This window comes from Acinetobacter sp. G18 (assembly GCF_052660225.1).
Window position 1 is genome coordinate 2724857 of record NZ_CP109658.1, and the last position, 18307, is coordinate 2743163.

Sequence of the window (18307 nt, forward strand, 5' to 3'; positions counted from 1 at the left end):
TTAAATTACAACAATATTTTTCTATGTTGGATCGCTCTATTCATCCAATCTACTTTTTTGACCGAATAAAATTATCTAAAACACCTTGATGAATAGGTGAATCTTGATTTATGGACTTAGATAATTTTGCGGTCATTTGATCACTCAAAAAACCTTGGCTTTGCTCTTTTAGCATTTCAAGAGACTGGCTTGGATTTACCGCCATTTGACCAAGACTTTTCATTTGATCGGCAGATAAATTGAGATTAAGTTGTTTAGAAACCGTATTGAGCGCAGCATTAGTCACTTGATTTTTAATCTGGCCTAGTGCTTGCCCAGCTAAATTATCTAAAGTATTTTTACCCAAGTTTTTGAAACTATTTTTATCAGTTGAAAGAAGATTATTTTGCAACTGAGACATCGTATTTTGCCCAACTGCTTCTAGGGCATTTTTCATTAATCCTTGAACACTTTTGACTGGCTCAGCCCAAGTGTATTTACGATTAAAATCACTGCTTTGTAGCCAAGCACTAGTATTGTCCTTCTCAAAAACTACTTTAGCTGGTCCAGGCGCAATCCCTGTTACTTGTGCAAAACCATTCCCATCAAGTTTGCCTGTAATTTGCTTACCTAATGAATCAATGACCTTATAGCTATTTTGCTTAAAGAAGTTATCTCCACCATAACTTCGCAGTAGCTCCAATGCTCCCTGCATAGGTTTAGCTTTAGGTAACTCAGGAGCACTGGCGTTTGCACTCGCTCCTCCCATAAACAAATGCTGTCCAGCATTGACTTGGAATTTCCCGCCAGTTTTCGGAAAGATTCCTGAACCGTTTAGAGTGATTTGAGATGAGCCACCTGTGATTTTGACTTCTTTCGGGCTACTAATTATGACTTTGTCATCGGTTGATGAAATAGTAATTCCAAGTTTGCTCAACACATCCAGCGCATCTGCCTGAGCTTGTATTTCTACCTTGCCTTGTGCTGCGACTGCTTTTAGTCCACTTTGTGCTGCAAAGAGGCTGATCTTATTTTGAGCATGGGCAATGACATTCTTTTGAGTACTTATGTTGATGCTGTCTCCAGCAACCTGATTGATTTGTGCATCAGCCGAGATATGAATATCTTCAGACGTACTCAAGGCTATGCCATCCGGTGAACTTAAAAGGAGTAAAGCTTTTTCAAATTTAGCGATTTGTTGCTGAATTTGTGAGGCAAAATCTTTTAACTGCTCAATCGATTCTATTTCATCAGTTTTCTGGTTTTTAGCGATGTCACTCAGTGCTTTACTGTTGGTTTGACTACCTTCAAGTTGCTTTTTAGCGACTTCGGCATCAAGGTGTTCGCCTTTGGCATTATCTTGTTTATAAGTAGATACCAATAAACCTTGCCCTGCACGCAATGCTCCCCATTGGTCCGTTCGCAGTTCAAAACCTTCACCGCGGTCTTCACTTTCCGCTTTATCTTTAGGGTGACTCAGTTTCCCCAGATTTAACTGGCTTGCACCATGACTGCTTTGGAGTTGGGTACTAATTTGTCCCGTTGTATCATCAAATCTGAGTTGTCCAAAACCACCACCTGACACTTCTTTGGAACGGATACCACTCAGCTTTTTAGTATCGGGAAGCTTGCCTTTATTATCAAATTTGGTTGGATGACGCTGTGCCTCATGCACTCGACCCATCACAAACGGTCGGTCTATATCGCCATTAAAAAAGTTAATAACAACAATTTCACCAATACGCGGTAAAAAACGTGCACCGTAACCTTCTCCAGCCCACAGTGTTAGAACGTCAATCCAAGCTGAATCGGTGTCATTATTGTTGGTTCCTGCTCCACCATCATGGCTATGGTCATCGTTGCGGGTAAACAGGAAGCGGACTTTAATACGACCCCATTCATCTACATAGATTTCTTCACCTTCAGGACCCACCACTTTCGCACGTTGTGGATGAGTGGCAGGACTATGAGTTTGTGGATTATAAGCTGGAGTAGTTGGAATATGACGACGTTGTAAAATCAGTTGATTCGCTTGGCGCTCGTCAGTATTACTCGCTTGCCAATCACTTTGTTGAACTAAAGTTTGGATTTGCTGGTTTAAATCTTTAGGTAAATTATTTTGGTTATAGTAGTTCTTGCCTACAATTAAAAACTCTTTATCTGTGCTTTCATGCTGATCTATTTCAGGGTGTTCATTGAGTTCAAACCAATAGCCGACTTGGGTATCTCGTACTGTGGTTTTTGCAATGAACTGCTTAGACTGAGCATCATAATAAGCACTTAGGTTCTGGTTAAACTTTTCTAGTTGTTGATTGCTTGCGGAGGTTGCCCCATCTTCGCCATTTAAATCCTGCATCCATGCCGGACTATAGTGCCATGCTTCTTCGAGGCTTAAGCTCTGGTTGTCATAGTTTGAACTATGTTGGTGTTTACTTTGTACACTGCCTGCCCCATCAGTTTGTTGCAATACATCTGACTGCCAACGCTGCACAAAAACAGAGGTCGGCTGTAAACTACGGTCAGCCATTAGGCTGGTCATGCTATCAGATTGTTCAGTTGCACTGCTGCGGTGGTAACAAATCGCTCTTCTTGCCAACGCTTGATATTGGTTATTATCATCAATCAAACGTAATTTTTGTGGCTGAATATCATCTGTATTGCTCGCGACAGTAAGCTCAGCTTCGTCAATGAGCCAGCTTATGCCTTCACTACGCCATAAGCGAGTTAAGAAGTCATAATCACTTTCATTGAGCTGCATAACAAAAGGACGAACATCGTAAGTCTGTTTCAATCCGCTCAAATCTAGAGTCAGACTAGAAGCAAATAATGGACTTTTCCCCTGCCATTCCTGAAATAGAATTTCACTAATTTCTTTCACGCTCTTGTTCATAAACACACGACTATTTCTGCGTTTATGCCACAGATAAGTTGGATCACTTACCGCAAGCTTATATAAAGTTAAAGCACCATCACTTTGTCCCTGCGATGCTCCAGTAATAATACCAGTCGTACGGAAAAAATTTCCTCGGTCTGTTACTTGGTCAACAGCGACTTGCACTCCAATAAATGTTTTGAGTGGAATATGGGCATTTGTTGATAAACAAATCAGCTCTGCTGTCATGCCCTGATTAAGATAATGTTGCCCATCTATACGTTGTAAAAAGACCTGACTATTCAGGGATGCATCTGAAAATTGAAGATACACCGAACGATGTTGTGAGAGAAAACCAACACTCTCTAAAATCTGGGTAATATTATTAAACATCACTTTATTTATAAATTTGAGTTACAATCGACTACATTTTATAAAAAATAGACAGATTTGTCTATCTCGTTTGTATTAACTTCAGTTTTAACCTTAATTTTATAACTATTTCATAGAAAAAATATAAAGCTAAAACTTAAGTAAATAGTAATAACTCAATAGAACCTAGTCATAGAATTCAAATTATCATTATTAAAACAAATCATAATAAATTCCCCTAAAGTCATATACTGAATAATTAGTATGAGTTTTCCCGTTATAACACTGACATAAAAAACCGCTCCACCACCGCATCTCTTTCATCTAAACAATCTGTACTTAAAAATTTAAACATTAAGCCATCGATTAGATTTAAAACCATGTCAGCACTTGGCCTTAAGTCACGGGTTTCAATACTAAAAATTAAGTCAAAAATTTCATGATGCAGCCATTTTCTATACTCAACCGCCATACGGTAAGCCTGAGGATAAGTCACCTTAATTTCAAAAAAGGCTTTAAGTAATAAGTGGTATAGGCTGTTAGAGTTAGCATGTAAAACTATAATTTCTTTCAGCTTATCGGTTGGTGTACGGTAATAGCTTGAATAAATAATAGCGAGTACTTCTTCTTTAAGAAGACTTTTTTGAAAGCCGATGCACATTTCAATCAAACCCTCTTTTGAGTGAAAATAGTTGTAAAGCGTGGCTTTTTGAACTTCCGACTCTTTAGCAATCAGGTCTACACCTGCTGTGTAAAACCCATAGGTTGTAAAGAGGCGAATGGAAGTTTGAATAACCTGTAATTTTTTGGAAGATGTTTCTAAATTTCGCATAGTTTTACCGTTATAAAGTTCTTGTTGTTTCTAAAAGAGAAAAAGCCTGTGCCCTTTCTGGGAGAAAAAAAGGCACAGCAAAGCCGTAAAGACTGTGCTTGGCACATCTCAAGTTTTATAGTTGATGCAAGTTTTTTGAGCCGTAATGACTTAAAGCCTGAAAACCCTAAAGGCCATCAAGCTGCTTTAAATTTTTAAGTGGTGTCGTTATAGCTTTTGGCAAAGGCTGCCAAGAAATAATGGATGTGCAAAGCCAACTCCTTTTTATTGGGAGTTCTGCCAAAACATTAAAATTATGGTGGCAGAACGAAAGGGGGTTGACGAACTGGTCACACGAGGCCAGCACACCCGTAGGTGTCCCCCTTCCGTCCTACCGCTACGAGAGGGAGACGAGGAGTTGCACAAAACTATCCCTCAGAAGGAATAATTCTGATACTCGTGTGATTGCGGTTCGTCAAAACCGACTGGCAATGTGGCCAGCAGGCAAAGAATAGTTCCCAACCCTCTTACAGTCAAGCACACAAAATGACATTTGTTTTAAATTAGATCATTAAAAAGTAAGGATAAATAATTGACAAGTTATTGTTAATTTGAGGTTTATAAAAATAGAAAAAATCTTAATAACGTGTGCAAGGTGAGATGTTTAGGACTTAAGTGAGAGCAAATGATGTTTTTTAATTTTTAAATAATCAATTCTATTCTGATCAAACATTAATGATTTATTTATATTAGAAAAGGAGTGACTTTACTCACCCCTTTCTTATTAAATATTCGTGAATTACCAACCCCAGCACGTTCCTGTAGCAGGTTTTCCACATAACTTGTAATTTACCGCATACCAAATACTTCCACCTGTACGCGGTGTTTTATCTTTCTTGATTTCGTCACGGGTCAAATCTGCAAGATTAGAAATTGAAGTCGCAGTAACAGAACCTTTAGCAGCATTTTTCACAAGCTGTAATGCCCCCAAATCTGCGGCAGTTGAAGTACCATAAATAATATCAGTCGGTTTGGTACTTCCCATCAATAATGAATAATCAGCAACCGCTGCCTGATAGCCTGTTGCACTACCCGATACAGTTAAATCAGCTTTTATTTCAGTAGTTGCCAACACATCTGCAGCACCATACACACTCGCATCGGTATGATAGAAACTTAAAGGATGTACCAGATTATTAGCGATTTGTTTATTAAACCAATCTTCCCATAAAAACTCAGTATAGTCCGTTGCATTAGCAACTTTGCTATAACCAATATCACGTGTGAAATAGACTAGTGAACGATATGGATTATTTTGCATACCATCAGGGTTACTTGCCGATTTTAGGCCTAAGTTTTTAGGTAATTGTTGATATGAAATCGGTTGGTTTTTTCCATCTCTTAACCATGCTTGGCCATTGGCAAGCATTTTCGCCCAAAACTCATCCGCAGTTTTACTATCGCTATAATTCCCAACAACTTTTACCCATACTTTAAGTTGACCACCGCCATCAGGCAGCTCACGGAATTCGGTCATTGTATGATGACCATCGGTCAAATAAAGACGCCCATCATAACCCACAACAACTGTTTTCAAATCAGCCGTTTCAGTGCCCGGCTGTTCTTGACAGTTAAATGTCTCCAATTGTTTTAAATTGGCCTTTTGTAGGTCTTGCAGACTTGTAAAATCATCACGACCTTTTGCACCAATCGCTTCACAATAATCGCTAAACTTCTTACCAATGGTTTTATTTAAATAAACTAATTGATTGACTGGGTCTGCTTGCCAAGTTGGGCGCTGTAAATCACCTTGCCAACGCCCTAATTTATAATAAATTTGATCATAACCAATTGCACCCTGCGTCGGAATCAAATCAGCAATCGCAACTTGAATTACATCATTGGTTTTGAGTGTAAGAAAACGCTGGTCACGGGTATCTGTAGGTGTTGGAGAAACTGCCGTAGATTGCTGATCATTACTATCATTGCAAGCAGTTATAGCCATCATGCTCGCAACAAGAAATACTAAACTTAGAACTTTATAAGATTTTTTCTGCATGACTGGAATTTACCCCAATAAATTGCATTATTTTTGTACAGCAGGATTTCATTTATATGACCAATCGATGTCATTTTGATGAATACATAGTTCGATTAGTCAAATACGATGTGCTTATATGTTCAAATTAAGCAAAATGAAAAGAAAGGATAAATACATCTAAAATATTTCTAATTTTAAATATAAAATCCTTTCAGGTGTGAAATTATATTTTTTTAATAAATTTTATATATTCAACAGCACTACTTTCTAACTGAGTAAAATTAATTTCATTCTCAGCACCATAAAATGAAAAATAAGAACAATATAAAGCTTTAACATATAAAGTAGTTAATTTAAAAGGTAAAAGAACATTTTCTAAAGTAGCTGAGTACTTACCTTTCACTGAGAAGTCTATATCTTTACTTCCCGCCGATACAGCAAAACCAATTTTTTTATTAGCAAGCATATTCCCTGATGACCCATATGCCCACCCATAAGTAAAAACATCATCAAACCATTTCTTCAGTAATGGTGGACAGTTGAACCAATAAATTGGAAATTGAAAAATTATAGTGTCGTATTTTTCTAGCATAGTTTGTTCATATTTTATATCAAACTCTCCATTTGGATATCTACTATAAAGTTCATGCACAACTATTTCATCTGGATACTTATTTAATTCTTCAATCCACCTCTTATTAACTTTGGAATTTTTAATGTTAGGATGAGCAACAATAACGAGTTTTTTATTTTGCATGAATATATACCAAAGAATTAAATTAAAAAAATTCGAAAATTATTGAAATAGCAGAAATTATTAACATGCCACCCATTAACATATTAAAATATTTCATACGATTACCTTTGTTTAAAATTAAGGCAAATCGGTCTCCACAAACTCCCCAAAAAAACAAGCAAACATAGCAAGTTATAAAATATATAATAATAAAGGTAACTAAACTGGTATAACCATTTAAAGAGGAAAACATTGTAGTCCCCGATATACAAGCTAACCAAGCTTTGGGATTTAACCATTGAAGCAAGAAACCATCTCTAAAACCTGGTACAAAAACTTCCTCATTATCATCTATAGAAACTTTAGAGTCCGAGAACATAATTTTATAACCAATATACGAAACGAACAATGCACCTAAAATAGCTAATATTTTCAACAAAAATGGGTATGTAACAAAAACACTATGAAGACCAAAACCAATAAAAATTAAAAGTAAGACAAAGCCGATTGTGGCTCCTGATATATACGATATTGTCTTCTTAAGACCGTAATTAATACTAGTAGATAATATTACTGTATTAACAGGACCTGGTGTAATCGACATCGCAAATGAAAAGAGAAACATGGACATAAACATAATTAATCACACTTAAACAATTGAAAAAAAATCTTTTTGATCAACTACAGTCTTTCTAGGCGTTCTATTTAATTTAGACCCCAAACTTATAAATCCTACTATTGAATCATGAAGACTAAGATTTAAAAATTCTCTTAAATCATTATTTACACACCATTTTCCAGTTCTCCAGTAACAAGCATAACCTAATAACTCAGTAGAAATTATTATTTGCTGAATTACTGCTCCAATCGTTACATATTGCTCTGTAACCGGTACTGCATGATTATTATCAACTTTCAATACACAAATTAAATACGCTGGAGAATTATAAAATTTACTATTAAATTTTTTTAAATCCGATTCAAATTGCAAATTATTACTATAAAACTCTTTTTTTGGCGAAATTAATTGTCCCAATTCATCCCTTTTTTTTCCAGAAAAATAATAAAAATGCCAATTCCTTAAGTTTTTATGTACAGGTGCTGTCAATGCACACTTAAAAACATTTTGCAAAATATCATTTGGAATTTCATTATCTAAAATTGGTTCTGATTTTCGCATCATAATTTTACTAATAAAATCATTCATAATATAATCTCAACTATAGAATCACTAATTTGATGTGTAACGCAGGCTCTCGCTAGTAAAAAATTTCCAGTAGTATGATCAATAATTCTTATTAGACATGAACCACATAATCCTCTACGACATGAATTCTTTATTTTATAACCATTAGACTCCAAATTAATTAAAATTGACTTTTCTGGATTAATATTAATTTTACTGATAGATTTATTAAAAACCACATCTAAAATTATTTTTTTTGACATACAAACCTCTTTATTAAATTTTTATAGAGTTATAATTATCTACCATTAGCTTAGTTAAGTCCTTCACAGGATTATGAAATATATCATACATTTTCCCATGTTCTATAATACTACCTGTATCAACAACATATATGTAATCGGATAAATGCCTTACCACATGCAGGTCATGTGAAATAAAAATCATAGTAATTTTCTGAGTTTTATTTAGTTCTAGTAAAAGATTTATTATTTGAGACTGTACAGAAATATCTAAAGCTGAAAGAGGTTCATCTAAAATAAGAATTTTTGGATTAGGAATTAGAGCTCGTGCAATATTAATACGTTGTAATTGTCCTCCACTTAATTGACTGGGGAACATATCTAAGACAATATCATTAAGTCCTACTAAAGAAAGCATACTAGTACATTTTTCTCTACACTCATCGTTTTTTAAATTTAAGAGATTTTTACAAGGTACTTTCAAACTTTCAAAAATTGTTCTTTGTGGATTTAAAGAACTATACGGATCTTGAAAAACAATTTGTAGATAGCTATAAAAATTTTTATTTGATATTTCAGTAATATTCAAATAATCATTTTTATACTTTAACTCAATTAATCCAAATTTAAAATTTTCTATTTTTGATAAGATTTTTGCAATAGTACTTTTCCCGCCACCAGATTTTCCAATAATAGATGTTATAGTACCCTCTTCAATATCCAAATTAATATTATTTAGTATATAATTATTTATATTTTTAACCCTGAGTATTTCTTTCATATTAACCTCAAAAATGACATCTATAGGTAGAATCTTTTAATTCAGGCACTTTCGTATTACATTTTTCTTCAACTAATAAACATCTATTTGAAAATCGACAGCCCATCACATATTCATTTGCCGATAAAATTCTACCTTTAATAGTTCTAAGATTTTCCTTGTATTTAATATTTTCACTCGGAATAAGAGAAATTAACTCTCTTGTGTATGGATGTTTTGCATGATCTAATATTTTTTGTGTTTCTATTTTTTCAACTACCTGACTGGAATACATAACAATTGTTTTATCAGCATATTTTTTTATAACTCTCAAATCATGAGATATTAATATTAAACCCATTTTTCTTTTCTTAACTATTGCTTTTAAAAGATTTAGTATCTGTTCTTGTACTAAGGGATCTAAAGCTGTAGTGGGTTCATCTGCTATTAATAGACTAGGTTCTCGCGCTAACATTAAAGCAATTAATATTCGTTGAGCCATACCGCCTGAAAGTTGATGTGGATAGAGTTTTAAACATCTTTCAATATCTTTAATTCCCATCTCATTCAACAATTCAATTGATTTATGCTCGATATTTTCACTGTTATTATTCAATAACATAGCATTCTTTAATTGACTTTTCACATTAGCTGAAGGATCAAGTGCAGTATGAGGATTCTGAAATATCATTGCTATATGTTTTCCTCGCAGCAATTTTATTTCATCATAGCTATAACTTTTATCTTCATAATTATATGATCTAAAACTGGTTACCAAGTTTTTACTATTTAAGGCAAGCAGTGTTTTAGCTAGTAAGCTTTTCCCACTTCCTGATTCACCGATAATTCCAATGATCTCTCCATGATTTACTTCTAAATCAATGTTATCTAATAAAATTATGTCTTCAGTTTTTACTTTAAGTTCTTCAATTTTTAATAGCATTTTTTTCTCTTTTATTAATTGTAAGATTTTCACCTATATAGTTTAAAAACAACACTACCAACATTAAACATAGACCAGGCAAAATAATGAGATATGGATTAGTACCAAAATAATTACGCGATTCTGCTAACATAGCACCCCATTCGGGCAACGGAGCTGGTATTCCTAATCCTAAAAAACCCAAAGCAGATATCTCTAATATGACTTCACTAAAAGATAATATAGATTGTTGCATTAATAAGTTTTTAGAATTTGGTAATATTTCATTTTTTAAAATTTGTATTTTGCTACTGCCAGTAACCTTAGCAATTGTTATATAAAGTTCAGTATTAATACGACTAGTAATAGAATGAGAAAATCTAATAAATCTAGGTATAAGTACAATGACTAGTGCTATAAATAGCTCTAACACACCATTACCAAAAATAGCTACTATTACGATTGCAAGTAAAATACCTGGTACTGACATCAGAATGTCGGAAAAACGCATAATAAAAGACTCTATTGTGCCCTTTCTTATCGCAGCATAACAACCTAAAAAAAAGCCAAGAATAGATGATGTAAATACAATAATAAGTGCTAAACCTATTGTATTTATTCCTCCCAAAATTAACCTATCTAAATATGATCTACCTATATAATCAGTACCAAAAATATAAGAGAAACCATTAGTCAAGCCAGGTTGCAGAAGAACTTTATCTATATTTTGGGTATATGGATCTAGAAAAAAACAAGAAATTCCTAATAAAACAAAAGGAAAAATAAAAACATGCTTTTTATTTATCATACTTTCACCCTTTGTTTTGGATCAATTATTTTCACTAGCATTTCAAGTATAAGATTCACAATTAAAATAAATACCCCAATGAAGAGTATTACTATTTGAATAACTGGATAGTCTCTACTTAAAACACTTGTTACAAGAAATCTACCAATACCTGGCCATGAAAATATTGTTTCAGTAAGAATAGCACCGGCAACGGTTACATTTATTAAATACAAACTTGAGATCGTTAAAACTGGTACTAATATATTTCTCAAAACATGCTTAAAAAAAATTCGTGATTCAGACATGCCTAAACTTTTTGCAGTTAATATATAATCTTTTCTCAACACTTCCAAAATACTAACTTTAGTTATCTTCGCTATTGAAACAATAGGTACAATTGACATTGTTATAATTGGTAAAACCATATGATTTAGGCAGCTAAAAAAGGCAGTAAAGCCATAATTTTTATAATTATCACCTGTTAAACTATCGATTAAATAGAATCCAGTATATGGTGTTATATCAAAATCATACCCGACTCTACCAGAAACTGGAAATAAATTAAATTTCAATGAAAAAATATTAATTAGCAGCAATCCAAGCCAAAATATTGGAATACAGTAAACAACCAACATGCTACTTGATAATATTTTCTCTTTTTTAGTATTAAAATTATAAGCCAGATAAATACCTAGCATACCTCCTATAAAAAAAGAGAAAATAAAAACAATTAAACCCAACTCAAAACTAGCTTTCCATCTAGGTAATAATTCAAGAATTATTGATTTACCACTAACAATTGAATGACCAAAGTTTCCTGTAAAAATATTGAGAGTATATATCTTAAATTGTTCATACAATGGATAATTTAGGCCCAAACTCTCCATCATTACTCTATATTGTGCTGGATCATTTCCTCTATCACCCAGCATTAATAGAACTGGATCACCTGGTGCCAACCTTATTAGAAAAAATGAACTTAAGAATATAAAAAAAATGGATATAAAAAAATTTATGGATCTATTCATTATTTTCACCTTTAAATGTTAAGTATTGAAAATAATCTAGATCAAAAGGATTGTTGATATATCCGCTGAGTCTATTATTTGAAATTCTATAAATATCTGCATGTGCAAGTGGAACAATTGGTTCATCATTAGCTAATATAGTTAAAGCTTCTTCATATAATTTTTTACGAATATCCTGATTATTTGTTAGTTTAGCATTTGTAATAATTTTATTAAATTCTTTATTACAATATCTAGCATTATTTGAGCCCTTATCAACAGACTCACAACTCAATAATGGGAATAAAAAGTTATCTGGATCACCATTATCACTATTCCATCCCAACTGTACTAATTGATGCTCTCCATTTTTAACTTTCTGTAAATATGTTCCCCATTCATACGATTTAATTTTTACACGAATATTAGCTTTAGCTAAGTCTGATTGCATTAATTGCCCCATTTTCTTTCCATCAGGATTATATGGACGAGAAACTGGTAAAGTCCATAATTCAAGATCAATACCATTTGGGTAGCCAGCTTCTTTTAATAATATTTTTGATTCTTCTATATTATAATTATATTTTTTCACACTATCATTATATCCTAAAACATTTTTCGGATATGGATTTATTGCTATAGTTGCTTTATTATTATACACAATATCTATATAACTTTTTTTATTTAATGCATAAGCAATTGCTTGACGAACCTTTAAATTATCTAATGGTTTCTTTTCCGTATTTAAAGCAAGATATCCAATATTAATTCCTTCATTTTTAATAACTTTAAATTCTTTATTTTTAGTTATCTCATCTATATCATGTGGATTTGGTGAAACAATAATATCACACTCACCTTTTTTCAATTTTTCCATACGCACACTAATATCTGGTGTAATAGAAATAATTAAATTTTCAATTAATGGTTTATCTCCCCAATATTTATTACTAGCCTTATATTTTATTACACTATCAGGAACATAACTAATAAAATAGTATGGCCCAGTTCCTAATGGAATATTATCAATATCTTCCCTCCTATTTTCCTTAATTAAATAATCAGCATATTCTTTTGAAAGAATTGACATAAATGGCAAAGCCATATTCTTGATAAAAATATAATCTGGTTTTTTCAGTTTTATTCTTAAATTTAAATCATCAATTTTATCGACACTTTCAATATTTTCACTAAATCCCATTCCTTGAAAATATTGATAATTTATTCCATTAACCTTATGGTATGGATTATTTACATCTAACTGTCGTTCAATTGAAAATATTACATCATCCGCATTTAAATTTCTTTTGGGTTTGAAAAAATTAGTCTCTTGAAAACTAATATTATTTTTTAACTTAAAAACGTATTCTGTTCCATCTTTACTTACTTGCCAACTTTCAGCTAATGACGGCACGATTTCCATCGTGCCAGGTTTAAAATCAACTAGCCTATCGTAAATAGTCGTAGCAGTAGCTGTTCTAGCTGTACCAGATAGAGTTTTCTGAGGGTTTAAAAGCTCTGGTGAACCCTCAGAACAATATATTAAAGTATTTTTATTTTCTTTTTTAGGTGGTGCACAACCTATCAAACTAATTGATACAGTGACGACACCACAAATTATCATTTTTTTTTTCAATTCTTATACTCCATTTTCATCAAGACCAGAAACCTAAACTTTCATCTTCACGCAATCCAAAAAAGGAGGTTTGTGAAATGCGATAACCATTAGGATTACCTAAGACTTCATGAAAATTTTGTGTATTAAAGATAATAAGATCACCTACCTCTGGCACCATTCGTAAACAATCATTCACATCATCGAGCACTTCATAAGGAAAATAGTATTCATTCGGCACTTTCATCTTTTCATTTTCAGGCGTATGAATAGTGTCATAGACTACTAACTCGCCTTTGTTACTTACGGTGTAATAAATATTCCAAGTTAGTTGTCTTAAAATTTTTTTTACATCCCATTCCGTTGCTATGTGAGAAGGCGCATGATCAATATGTAATTTTCCATGTCCTTTAAAACTTCGGAATGCTCCTGCAAAATATTCTCCATAGCCATCTTCTTTAAAAACTTCAGCTTTTCTACCACTTTTATCATTAAATAACTTGAGCACTTCATTTACAGGATTTATGTTTAAATCTTTGTATATATTACCAATTTGCTCTAATGCTTTCTCTCTTTGTTCAAAATAGTATTTTTTTTCTTTAGTTACACATTGATTGTGGCACACTCCTATATGATTAACAGGTATGTCATTTAAATGTGAATAATTAGAAAAATTAGATTGAATTAATCGTTCTGCGACTTGGTCACATATATCTTTAGGAATGAAGTTTTTAACAATAATTCCAGGGATTTTAAAATCAAGTAAAAGATTAAAATTTTCTTCACTCATTTCATAAAATTCATTTTTAATCCAGTTTTTCATTTGGAACTCCTAATTCTTTAACGATAAATATATTTTTCTGGCATAATAAAAAAATTATTACCATGTATATAATATTTGATATTAATATTAATTTTAAAAATTGATTACTTATTAAATCCAATAAAAACCCTAACAACATGCTCATTAGACCAGCACCAAAACAACCAATTGAAAATGATATGCCATATATCAAACTAAGCTTACCATTAGGTGAATATTTAACAGTGCCAATATATCCATACATCCATAGAATCTCAAAAATAAACACCATGATCATAAATAAAATTAATGCTTGGAATTTATCACTTACTGCCAAAGAAAATATATAAGTTATTACTGTTAGCAATGAAAGAGTAACTACAATTAGTTTAGAGAAACCATTATATAAATCTATTTTATTTGAAACATACGTAAATGCTACTGAACCAGAGATAATAGCTATACCTGCAACAACATATGACATTGAACTTTCATTCGCTGAAATATGATATTTTTGTAATGGATATATTGTTTGTAAAACTGAATAAGTACCTTGAAAAAAAATTGCAGTAATTGGAAAAAGTAATGCATATAACCTAAGAATTCCATTAGTTTTCAAAATCAAAAAATACTCTTTTATTCCAAATAAAATATTATTACTGTCACTGCTTTGAATTTTAGGAAAATCTTTTAAAGTTCGAGACAAGCTAATTAGAAAAATTGAAATAATATAAGTTATTAAATTAATTACAATAATTCCTTTTAGATTTAACTTACCGATAAATAGTATTGCAAATATTGCAGCCACACTAATACCTATGTGGTAGCTACTCTGCAATATACTTGAATAAAACTGTTGATTTTTATTATCAAATACATATCGGCATGCAACAGTTCTATTCACTCGAACAATTTGATCAAACATTCCCCTAATAAATAAAATAGCAATTACCCAATAAATACTCTTATCAACCAAGAGAATCAGTAATCCTGTAATAGTCAATGCACATATTTCTGATAACTTCCATTTCAGTAAAGGACTTTTCCCAAATTCCCAATTATTCCTTATAAAGACTATTAATAATGCTGGTAGCCATTGGAGACTAACTAGTATTCCCGTCAATAAAGCTGATTTAGTAGTTTCATAAAAATAAAAAGTTAATGATATTTGTAATAGTATCGACCCTAATGATGATATGAAGGTCGAACTAGATAATAAAGAAAGATTTTTCAGAGAAATATCCATAGGCATTTACTCTACCAATGAATTTTCACGAATATAATTAATACAGGTAAGTGCATTGAACTTTGCAGCTTCTCGGTTTTCTCCCTGAGCCATTACCTGAACAACCCAGCTAAAATTAGATTTTAGATCCTCAACTTTCTCATTTTCCTGATAATGAAACCAAACATTCGTTATATCTTTCATTTTCTGAAGAATTTCTATATTTGGTAATTTTTTAATTATTCCTTCTTTATTTGGAACAAAGCACTGCCAACTTGCTCCCATTTTCTTATTTGAATATAAGTTTTCATCAAATTTTAAATTTCCTAAACTACATTCTATACAATCACCTACGATAGAACGACCTGTAGCAAGATCCATCATAATAGAATGTCCACTTCCTCCTACTCTTGTATTAACTTCAACAAGTCTTGCTTCCTCATCATTTACAATTAATTCTATATGACTTGATCCATAATCGTAGTCTATGCAGTTTAGTATTTTTTTTGCTTTTTCTTTTGCTAGAGTTGCAATTCGGTCATCTAATGTAAATGATGAGCCAATTTCAACACAATCATGAATTATATCTCTATCAGCAACTCCAATAATTGCATGCTGACCTTTAGCAAATGTTAATGTCTCTACACTTACAAGCTGGCCTTCTAAATAATCTTCAATCACAAGTTCGTCAGAAATACCATCCTGATTACTTTTAATATATTTCTTCTTATAGTTTAGAAGATCATTATCATTCCTACATACACTTGCTCCAATACTTGAATGTCCATGTAATGGTTTGATAAAAAAAGGATATTTTAGATTATTCTTTTCAATCTCATTATCGATAAAATTGATATCTTTGATAGTTACAGAACTTACCTCTTCAACTTTATTTTCAGCTAAAATTTTACGTATTAAGCTTTTATTCTGAGCTATTTCAATTGCTTGAGAGTTACTATGTTTCACATTCATTTCTTTTGCTAATTTTGCAGTAACTAGTGTTCTGATTTCTGCAAATGTCAAAATAGCATCTACTTTTTCAAATTTTTTTAGTACGCTTATGAGCTCTTCCAAATCATTTGAATTATTAACATTAATTATTTCACTGGCCTGATCAATTTTAGAGAGAGATGAAGCAGGAAACCAACTCAAAAAGCGTTCATAACTATCAGTAATTAGTACCGAGTGATATCCTTTTTCCTTGCAATATGTTAATGCATCTAAACCCGTGAAATTCGTTTCAATAAAAACTACTACTTTTTTCATTATTTCCTGCTCTCTTTAATTCATTTTATTTTGTAGAGATATTTAAATTTTCAGCAATGTAGTTCCAAAACTTTCGCCAAAAATTAAGACCGTCTTCAAAAGAAATCATAAATTCTCTTTTTGATTCATCTGATTGGCAAAATCTTAAAAAATTAGCTACTGAATGACGGATGTGTTCTGTCTCATCTGCTCTATGAATTTCAAAGAAAGGGGTATCACTCAATAAAGCAATACAGTTATCATCAAAACATAACCCTTTGAATAATGTTTCAATATTTTCTTCTGCAATAATTTCAAAACTTAATAAAAGACCAACTATTCCATACTGACTGTTAGTATTAAGTAAAGTATTTTTTAAACCTTCTAAAACATTTTTAATATTTACTATTTCATAATCTTTTTTATAACTTAAATTTACTTTTTCAATTGCATCTAAAAAAAGCTTAGAATGAATATATTGCTTATCCTGCCCACCTAACTCATCATAAGCAATTTGAATTAAATGATGCTGTCTTTCAGGGTCATCTGTTAAAACAACAGCTAATGATAAAAAAGTAGGAACAAAAGTTGTAAACTCATACCAAGCAGTTGCCACTTTATTTGCTTTAGCAATGTCCACTGTTTGAAGAGCTGAATGAATATTCTTAAAAACCTCATACTTTTCAGCTTCACTAGAAAATTTTGTAGTCCATTCAACGACTTCAGGATGTCCATGATAATAAGTATCTTCTGGTATAAGATATCTTAAATCTGCTTTTTCTTGGCTTGAGTTACTATAAATGGTATGATCCATGATCATCTCCTAATTGCATAAGACAGGGGTTGATTTAACAATTTCTTTGAGATTGTTAAGAGAAGGGGGTTAAATGTGCTAGATTTAACCCCCTTTTTTATTATTTAAATAAACTTAAATTACCCGTTAGTTTATTTATGGCTTTTTTCTCACCGCATAATAAAATTCCTTGATATTCCAGATCTTGATTTGAAATTTGCTCTAATTTCTCAGCATATTCCTCATAAGAACGCGTGACACGTGTCAAATTCAAAACATTAACTTCAAATATCTGATTTTTATATTCTTTAGCATTTTCTCTAATGTTCTTTAACTTATCTTTATCTGCACTTAAGATAGGTAAGCCAATAATCGTTATACCTTCATGCATTTCTTGATCTTTATTTATTAAGTTTCGTCCAACGATCTCTGGGTATTTTTTACCAAGGCTCATGCCTAGTATTGCCGCAGTATTTGTAATTACTCCTGATGGTAATTCTTCATCAACAATAATTACCGCTTTTAAATTATTAATATCCACTTTTTATTTGAACTCAATTTTAGGTTTTTCTATCTTCTAATACATACAGAAAGGTTTGTCTATACTGTTTTTACTAATCAATCTAATTTTTCAGGAACATATTTGATTTTTATAATATTTTATTTTATTCTTTATTTTTATGTAATTTATTCCTTTTTTTTATGAATAGATTCCAATGTAATATCGACGGGATCTTAGTATGAAATTTCCATAAAATTCCACTAATTACATGAATATTCACTTAAAAATTATTTTATTTAAATCCCCTCTTCTCTTTGTAAGAGAGCGTAAGTCTACTGGTATTTTTAAATTTAAAATAATCTGAATTAGTAAAAATATTACAAATCATAAGCTCAGCTTAGGGTGAC

The 18307-nt window shown here is 31.8% G+C and carries 18 protein-coding genes; 1 reads left to right on the forward strand and 17 read right to left on the reverse strand.

Annotated features, from left to right (window positions below):
* Positions 1–49: 49 nt before the first annotated feature.
* A complete protein-coding gene (locus NE363_RS12940) occupies positions 50–3244 on the reverse strand; it encodes a type VI secretion system Vgr family protein (protein ID WP_445535228.1) in 3195 nt (1064 codons plus the stop codon).
* Positions 3245–3500: 256 nt separating this feature from the next.
* Positions 3501–4055 carry a TetR/AcrR family transcriptional regulator gene (locus NE363_RS12945; RefSeq protein ID WP_151685926.1) on the reverse strand — a complete coding sequence of 185 codons (555 nt, stop codon included), beginning with the start codon at positions 4053–4055 and terminating at the stop codon, positions 3501–3503.
* A gap of 48 nt (positions 4056–4103) precedes the next feature.
* Here NE363_RS12945 and NE363_RS12950 point away from each other — a divergent pair, with 48 nt between their 5' ends.
* Positions 4104–4253, forward strand: a complete 150-nt coding sequence (locus tag NE363_RS12950) for a hypothetical protein (protein ID WP_171493323.1) — start codon at positions 4104–4106, stop codon at positions 4251–4253.
* 580 nt (positions 4254–4833) lie between these two features.
* Here NE363_RS12950 and NE363_RS12955 read toward each other — a convergent pair.
* The 15 genes from NE363_RS12955 to NE363_RS13025 all read right to left on the reverse strand — a co-directional run bounded on the left by NE363_RS12955 (position 4834) and on the right by NE363_RS13025 (position 17939).
* Positions 4834–6093, reverse strand: a complete 1260-nt coding sequence (locus NE363_RS12955; RefSeq protein WP_445535229.1) for a ParB/Srx family N-terminal domain-containing protein — start codon at positions 6091–6093, stop codon at positions 4834–4836.
* A 205-nt stretch (positions 6094–6298) separates the two neighbouring features.
* Positions 6299–6832 (reverse strand): NAD(P)H-dependent oxidoreductase, encoded by a 534-nt coding sequence (locus NE363_RS12960; protein ID WP_445535230.1) that lies wholly within the window; start codon positions 6830–6832, stop codon positions 6299–6301.
* Positions 6833–6854: 22 nt separating this feature from the next.
* Entirely contained in the window at positions 6855–7448 is a 594-nt protein-coding gene (locus tag NE363_RS12965; RefSeq protein ID WP_025469176.1) for a LysE family translocator, read from the reverse strand.
* 12 nt (positions 7449–7460) lie between these two features.
* Complete coding sequence (locus NE363_RS12970; RefSeq protein ID WP_445535231.1) at positions 7461–8018, reverse strand: nitroreductase family protein; 558 nt, start codon at positions 8016–8018, stop codon at positions 7461–7463.
* Positions 8015–8260, reverse strand: a complete 246-nt coding sequence (locus NE363_RS12975) for a 2Fe-2S iron-sulfur cluster binding domain-containing protein (RefSeq protein ID WP_004702932.1) — start codon at positions 8258–8260, stop codon at positions 8015–8017. The genes NE363_RS12970 and NE363_RS12975 overlap by 4 nt, the downstream gene beginning before the upstream one ends.
* A gap of 13 nt (positions 8261–8273) precedes the next feature.
* Entirely contained in the window at positions 8274–9020 is a 747-nt protein-coding gene (locus tag NE363_RS12980; RefSeq protein WP_004702934.1) for an ABC transporter ATP-binding protein, read from the reverse strand.
* A 7-nt stretch (positions 9021–9027) separates the two neighbouring features.
* Positions 9028–9942, reverse strand: coding sequence for an ABC transporter ATP-binding protein (locus tag NE363_RS12985; RefSeq protein WP_445535232.1), 915 nt, complete (start codon positions 9940–9942; stop codon positions 9028–9030).
* Positions 9926–10729, reverse strand: a complete 804-nt coding sequence (locus tag NE363_RS12990; RefSeq protein WP_004702939.1) for an ABC transporter permease — start codon at positions 10727–10729, stop codon at positions 9926–9928. Before NE363_RS12990 ends, NE363_RS12985 begins: the two co-directional genes overlap by 17 nt.
* Entirely contained in the window at positions 10726–11739 is a 1014-nt protein-coding gene (locus tag NE363_RS12995) for an ABC transporter permease (RefSeq protein WP_240060710.1), read from the reverse strand. Before NE363_RS12995 ends, NE363_RS12990 begins: the two co-directional genes overlap by 4 nt.
* Positions 11732–13354 carry an ABC transporter substrate-binding protein gene (locus NE363_RS13000; protein ID WP_445535233.1) on the reverse strand — a complete coding sequence of 541 codons (1623 nt, stop codon included), beginning with the start codon at positions 13352–13354 and terminating at the stop codon, positions 11732–11734. The genes NE363_RS12995 and NE363_RS13000 overlap by 8 nt, the downstream gene beginning before the upstream one ends.
* Before the next feature lie 19 nt (positions 13355–13373).
* Positions 13374–14156, reverse strand: coding sequence for a 2OG-Fe(II) oxygenase (locus NE363_RS13005; protein WP_191011035.1), 783 nt, complete (start codon positions 14154–14156; stop codon positions 13374–13376).
* Entirely contained in the window at positions 14140–15387 is a 1248-nt protein-coding gene (locus NE363_RS13010; protein WP_445535234.1) for an MFS transporter, read from the reverse strand. The genes NE363_RS13005 and NE363_RS13010 overlap by 17 nt, the downstream gene beginning before the upstream one ends.
* Positions 15388–16626 carry an ATP-grasp domain-containing protein gene (locus tag NE363_RS13015; RefSeq protein WP_445535235.1) on the reverse strand — a complete coding sequence of 413 codons (1239 nt, stop codon included), beginning with the start codon at positions 16624–16626 and terminating at the stop codon, positions 15388–15390.
* A 25-nt stretch (positions 16627–16651) separates the two neighbouring features.
* Complete coding sequence (locus NE363_RS13020; RefSeq protein WP_191011032.1) at positions 16652–17419, reverse strand: iron-containing redox enzyme family protein; 768 nt, start codon at positions 17417–17419, stop codon at positions 16652–16654.
* 100 nt (positions 17420–17519) lie between these two features.
* On the reverse strand, positions 17520–17939 hold the full coding sequence (locus NE363_RS13025) for a DUF2000 domain-containing protein (RefSeq protein ID WP_191012826.1): 420 nt from the start codon (positions 17937–17939) through the stop codon (positions 17520–17522).
* Positions 17940–18307: the final 368 nt, after the last annotated feature.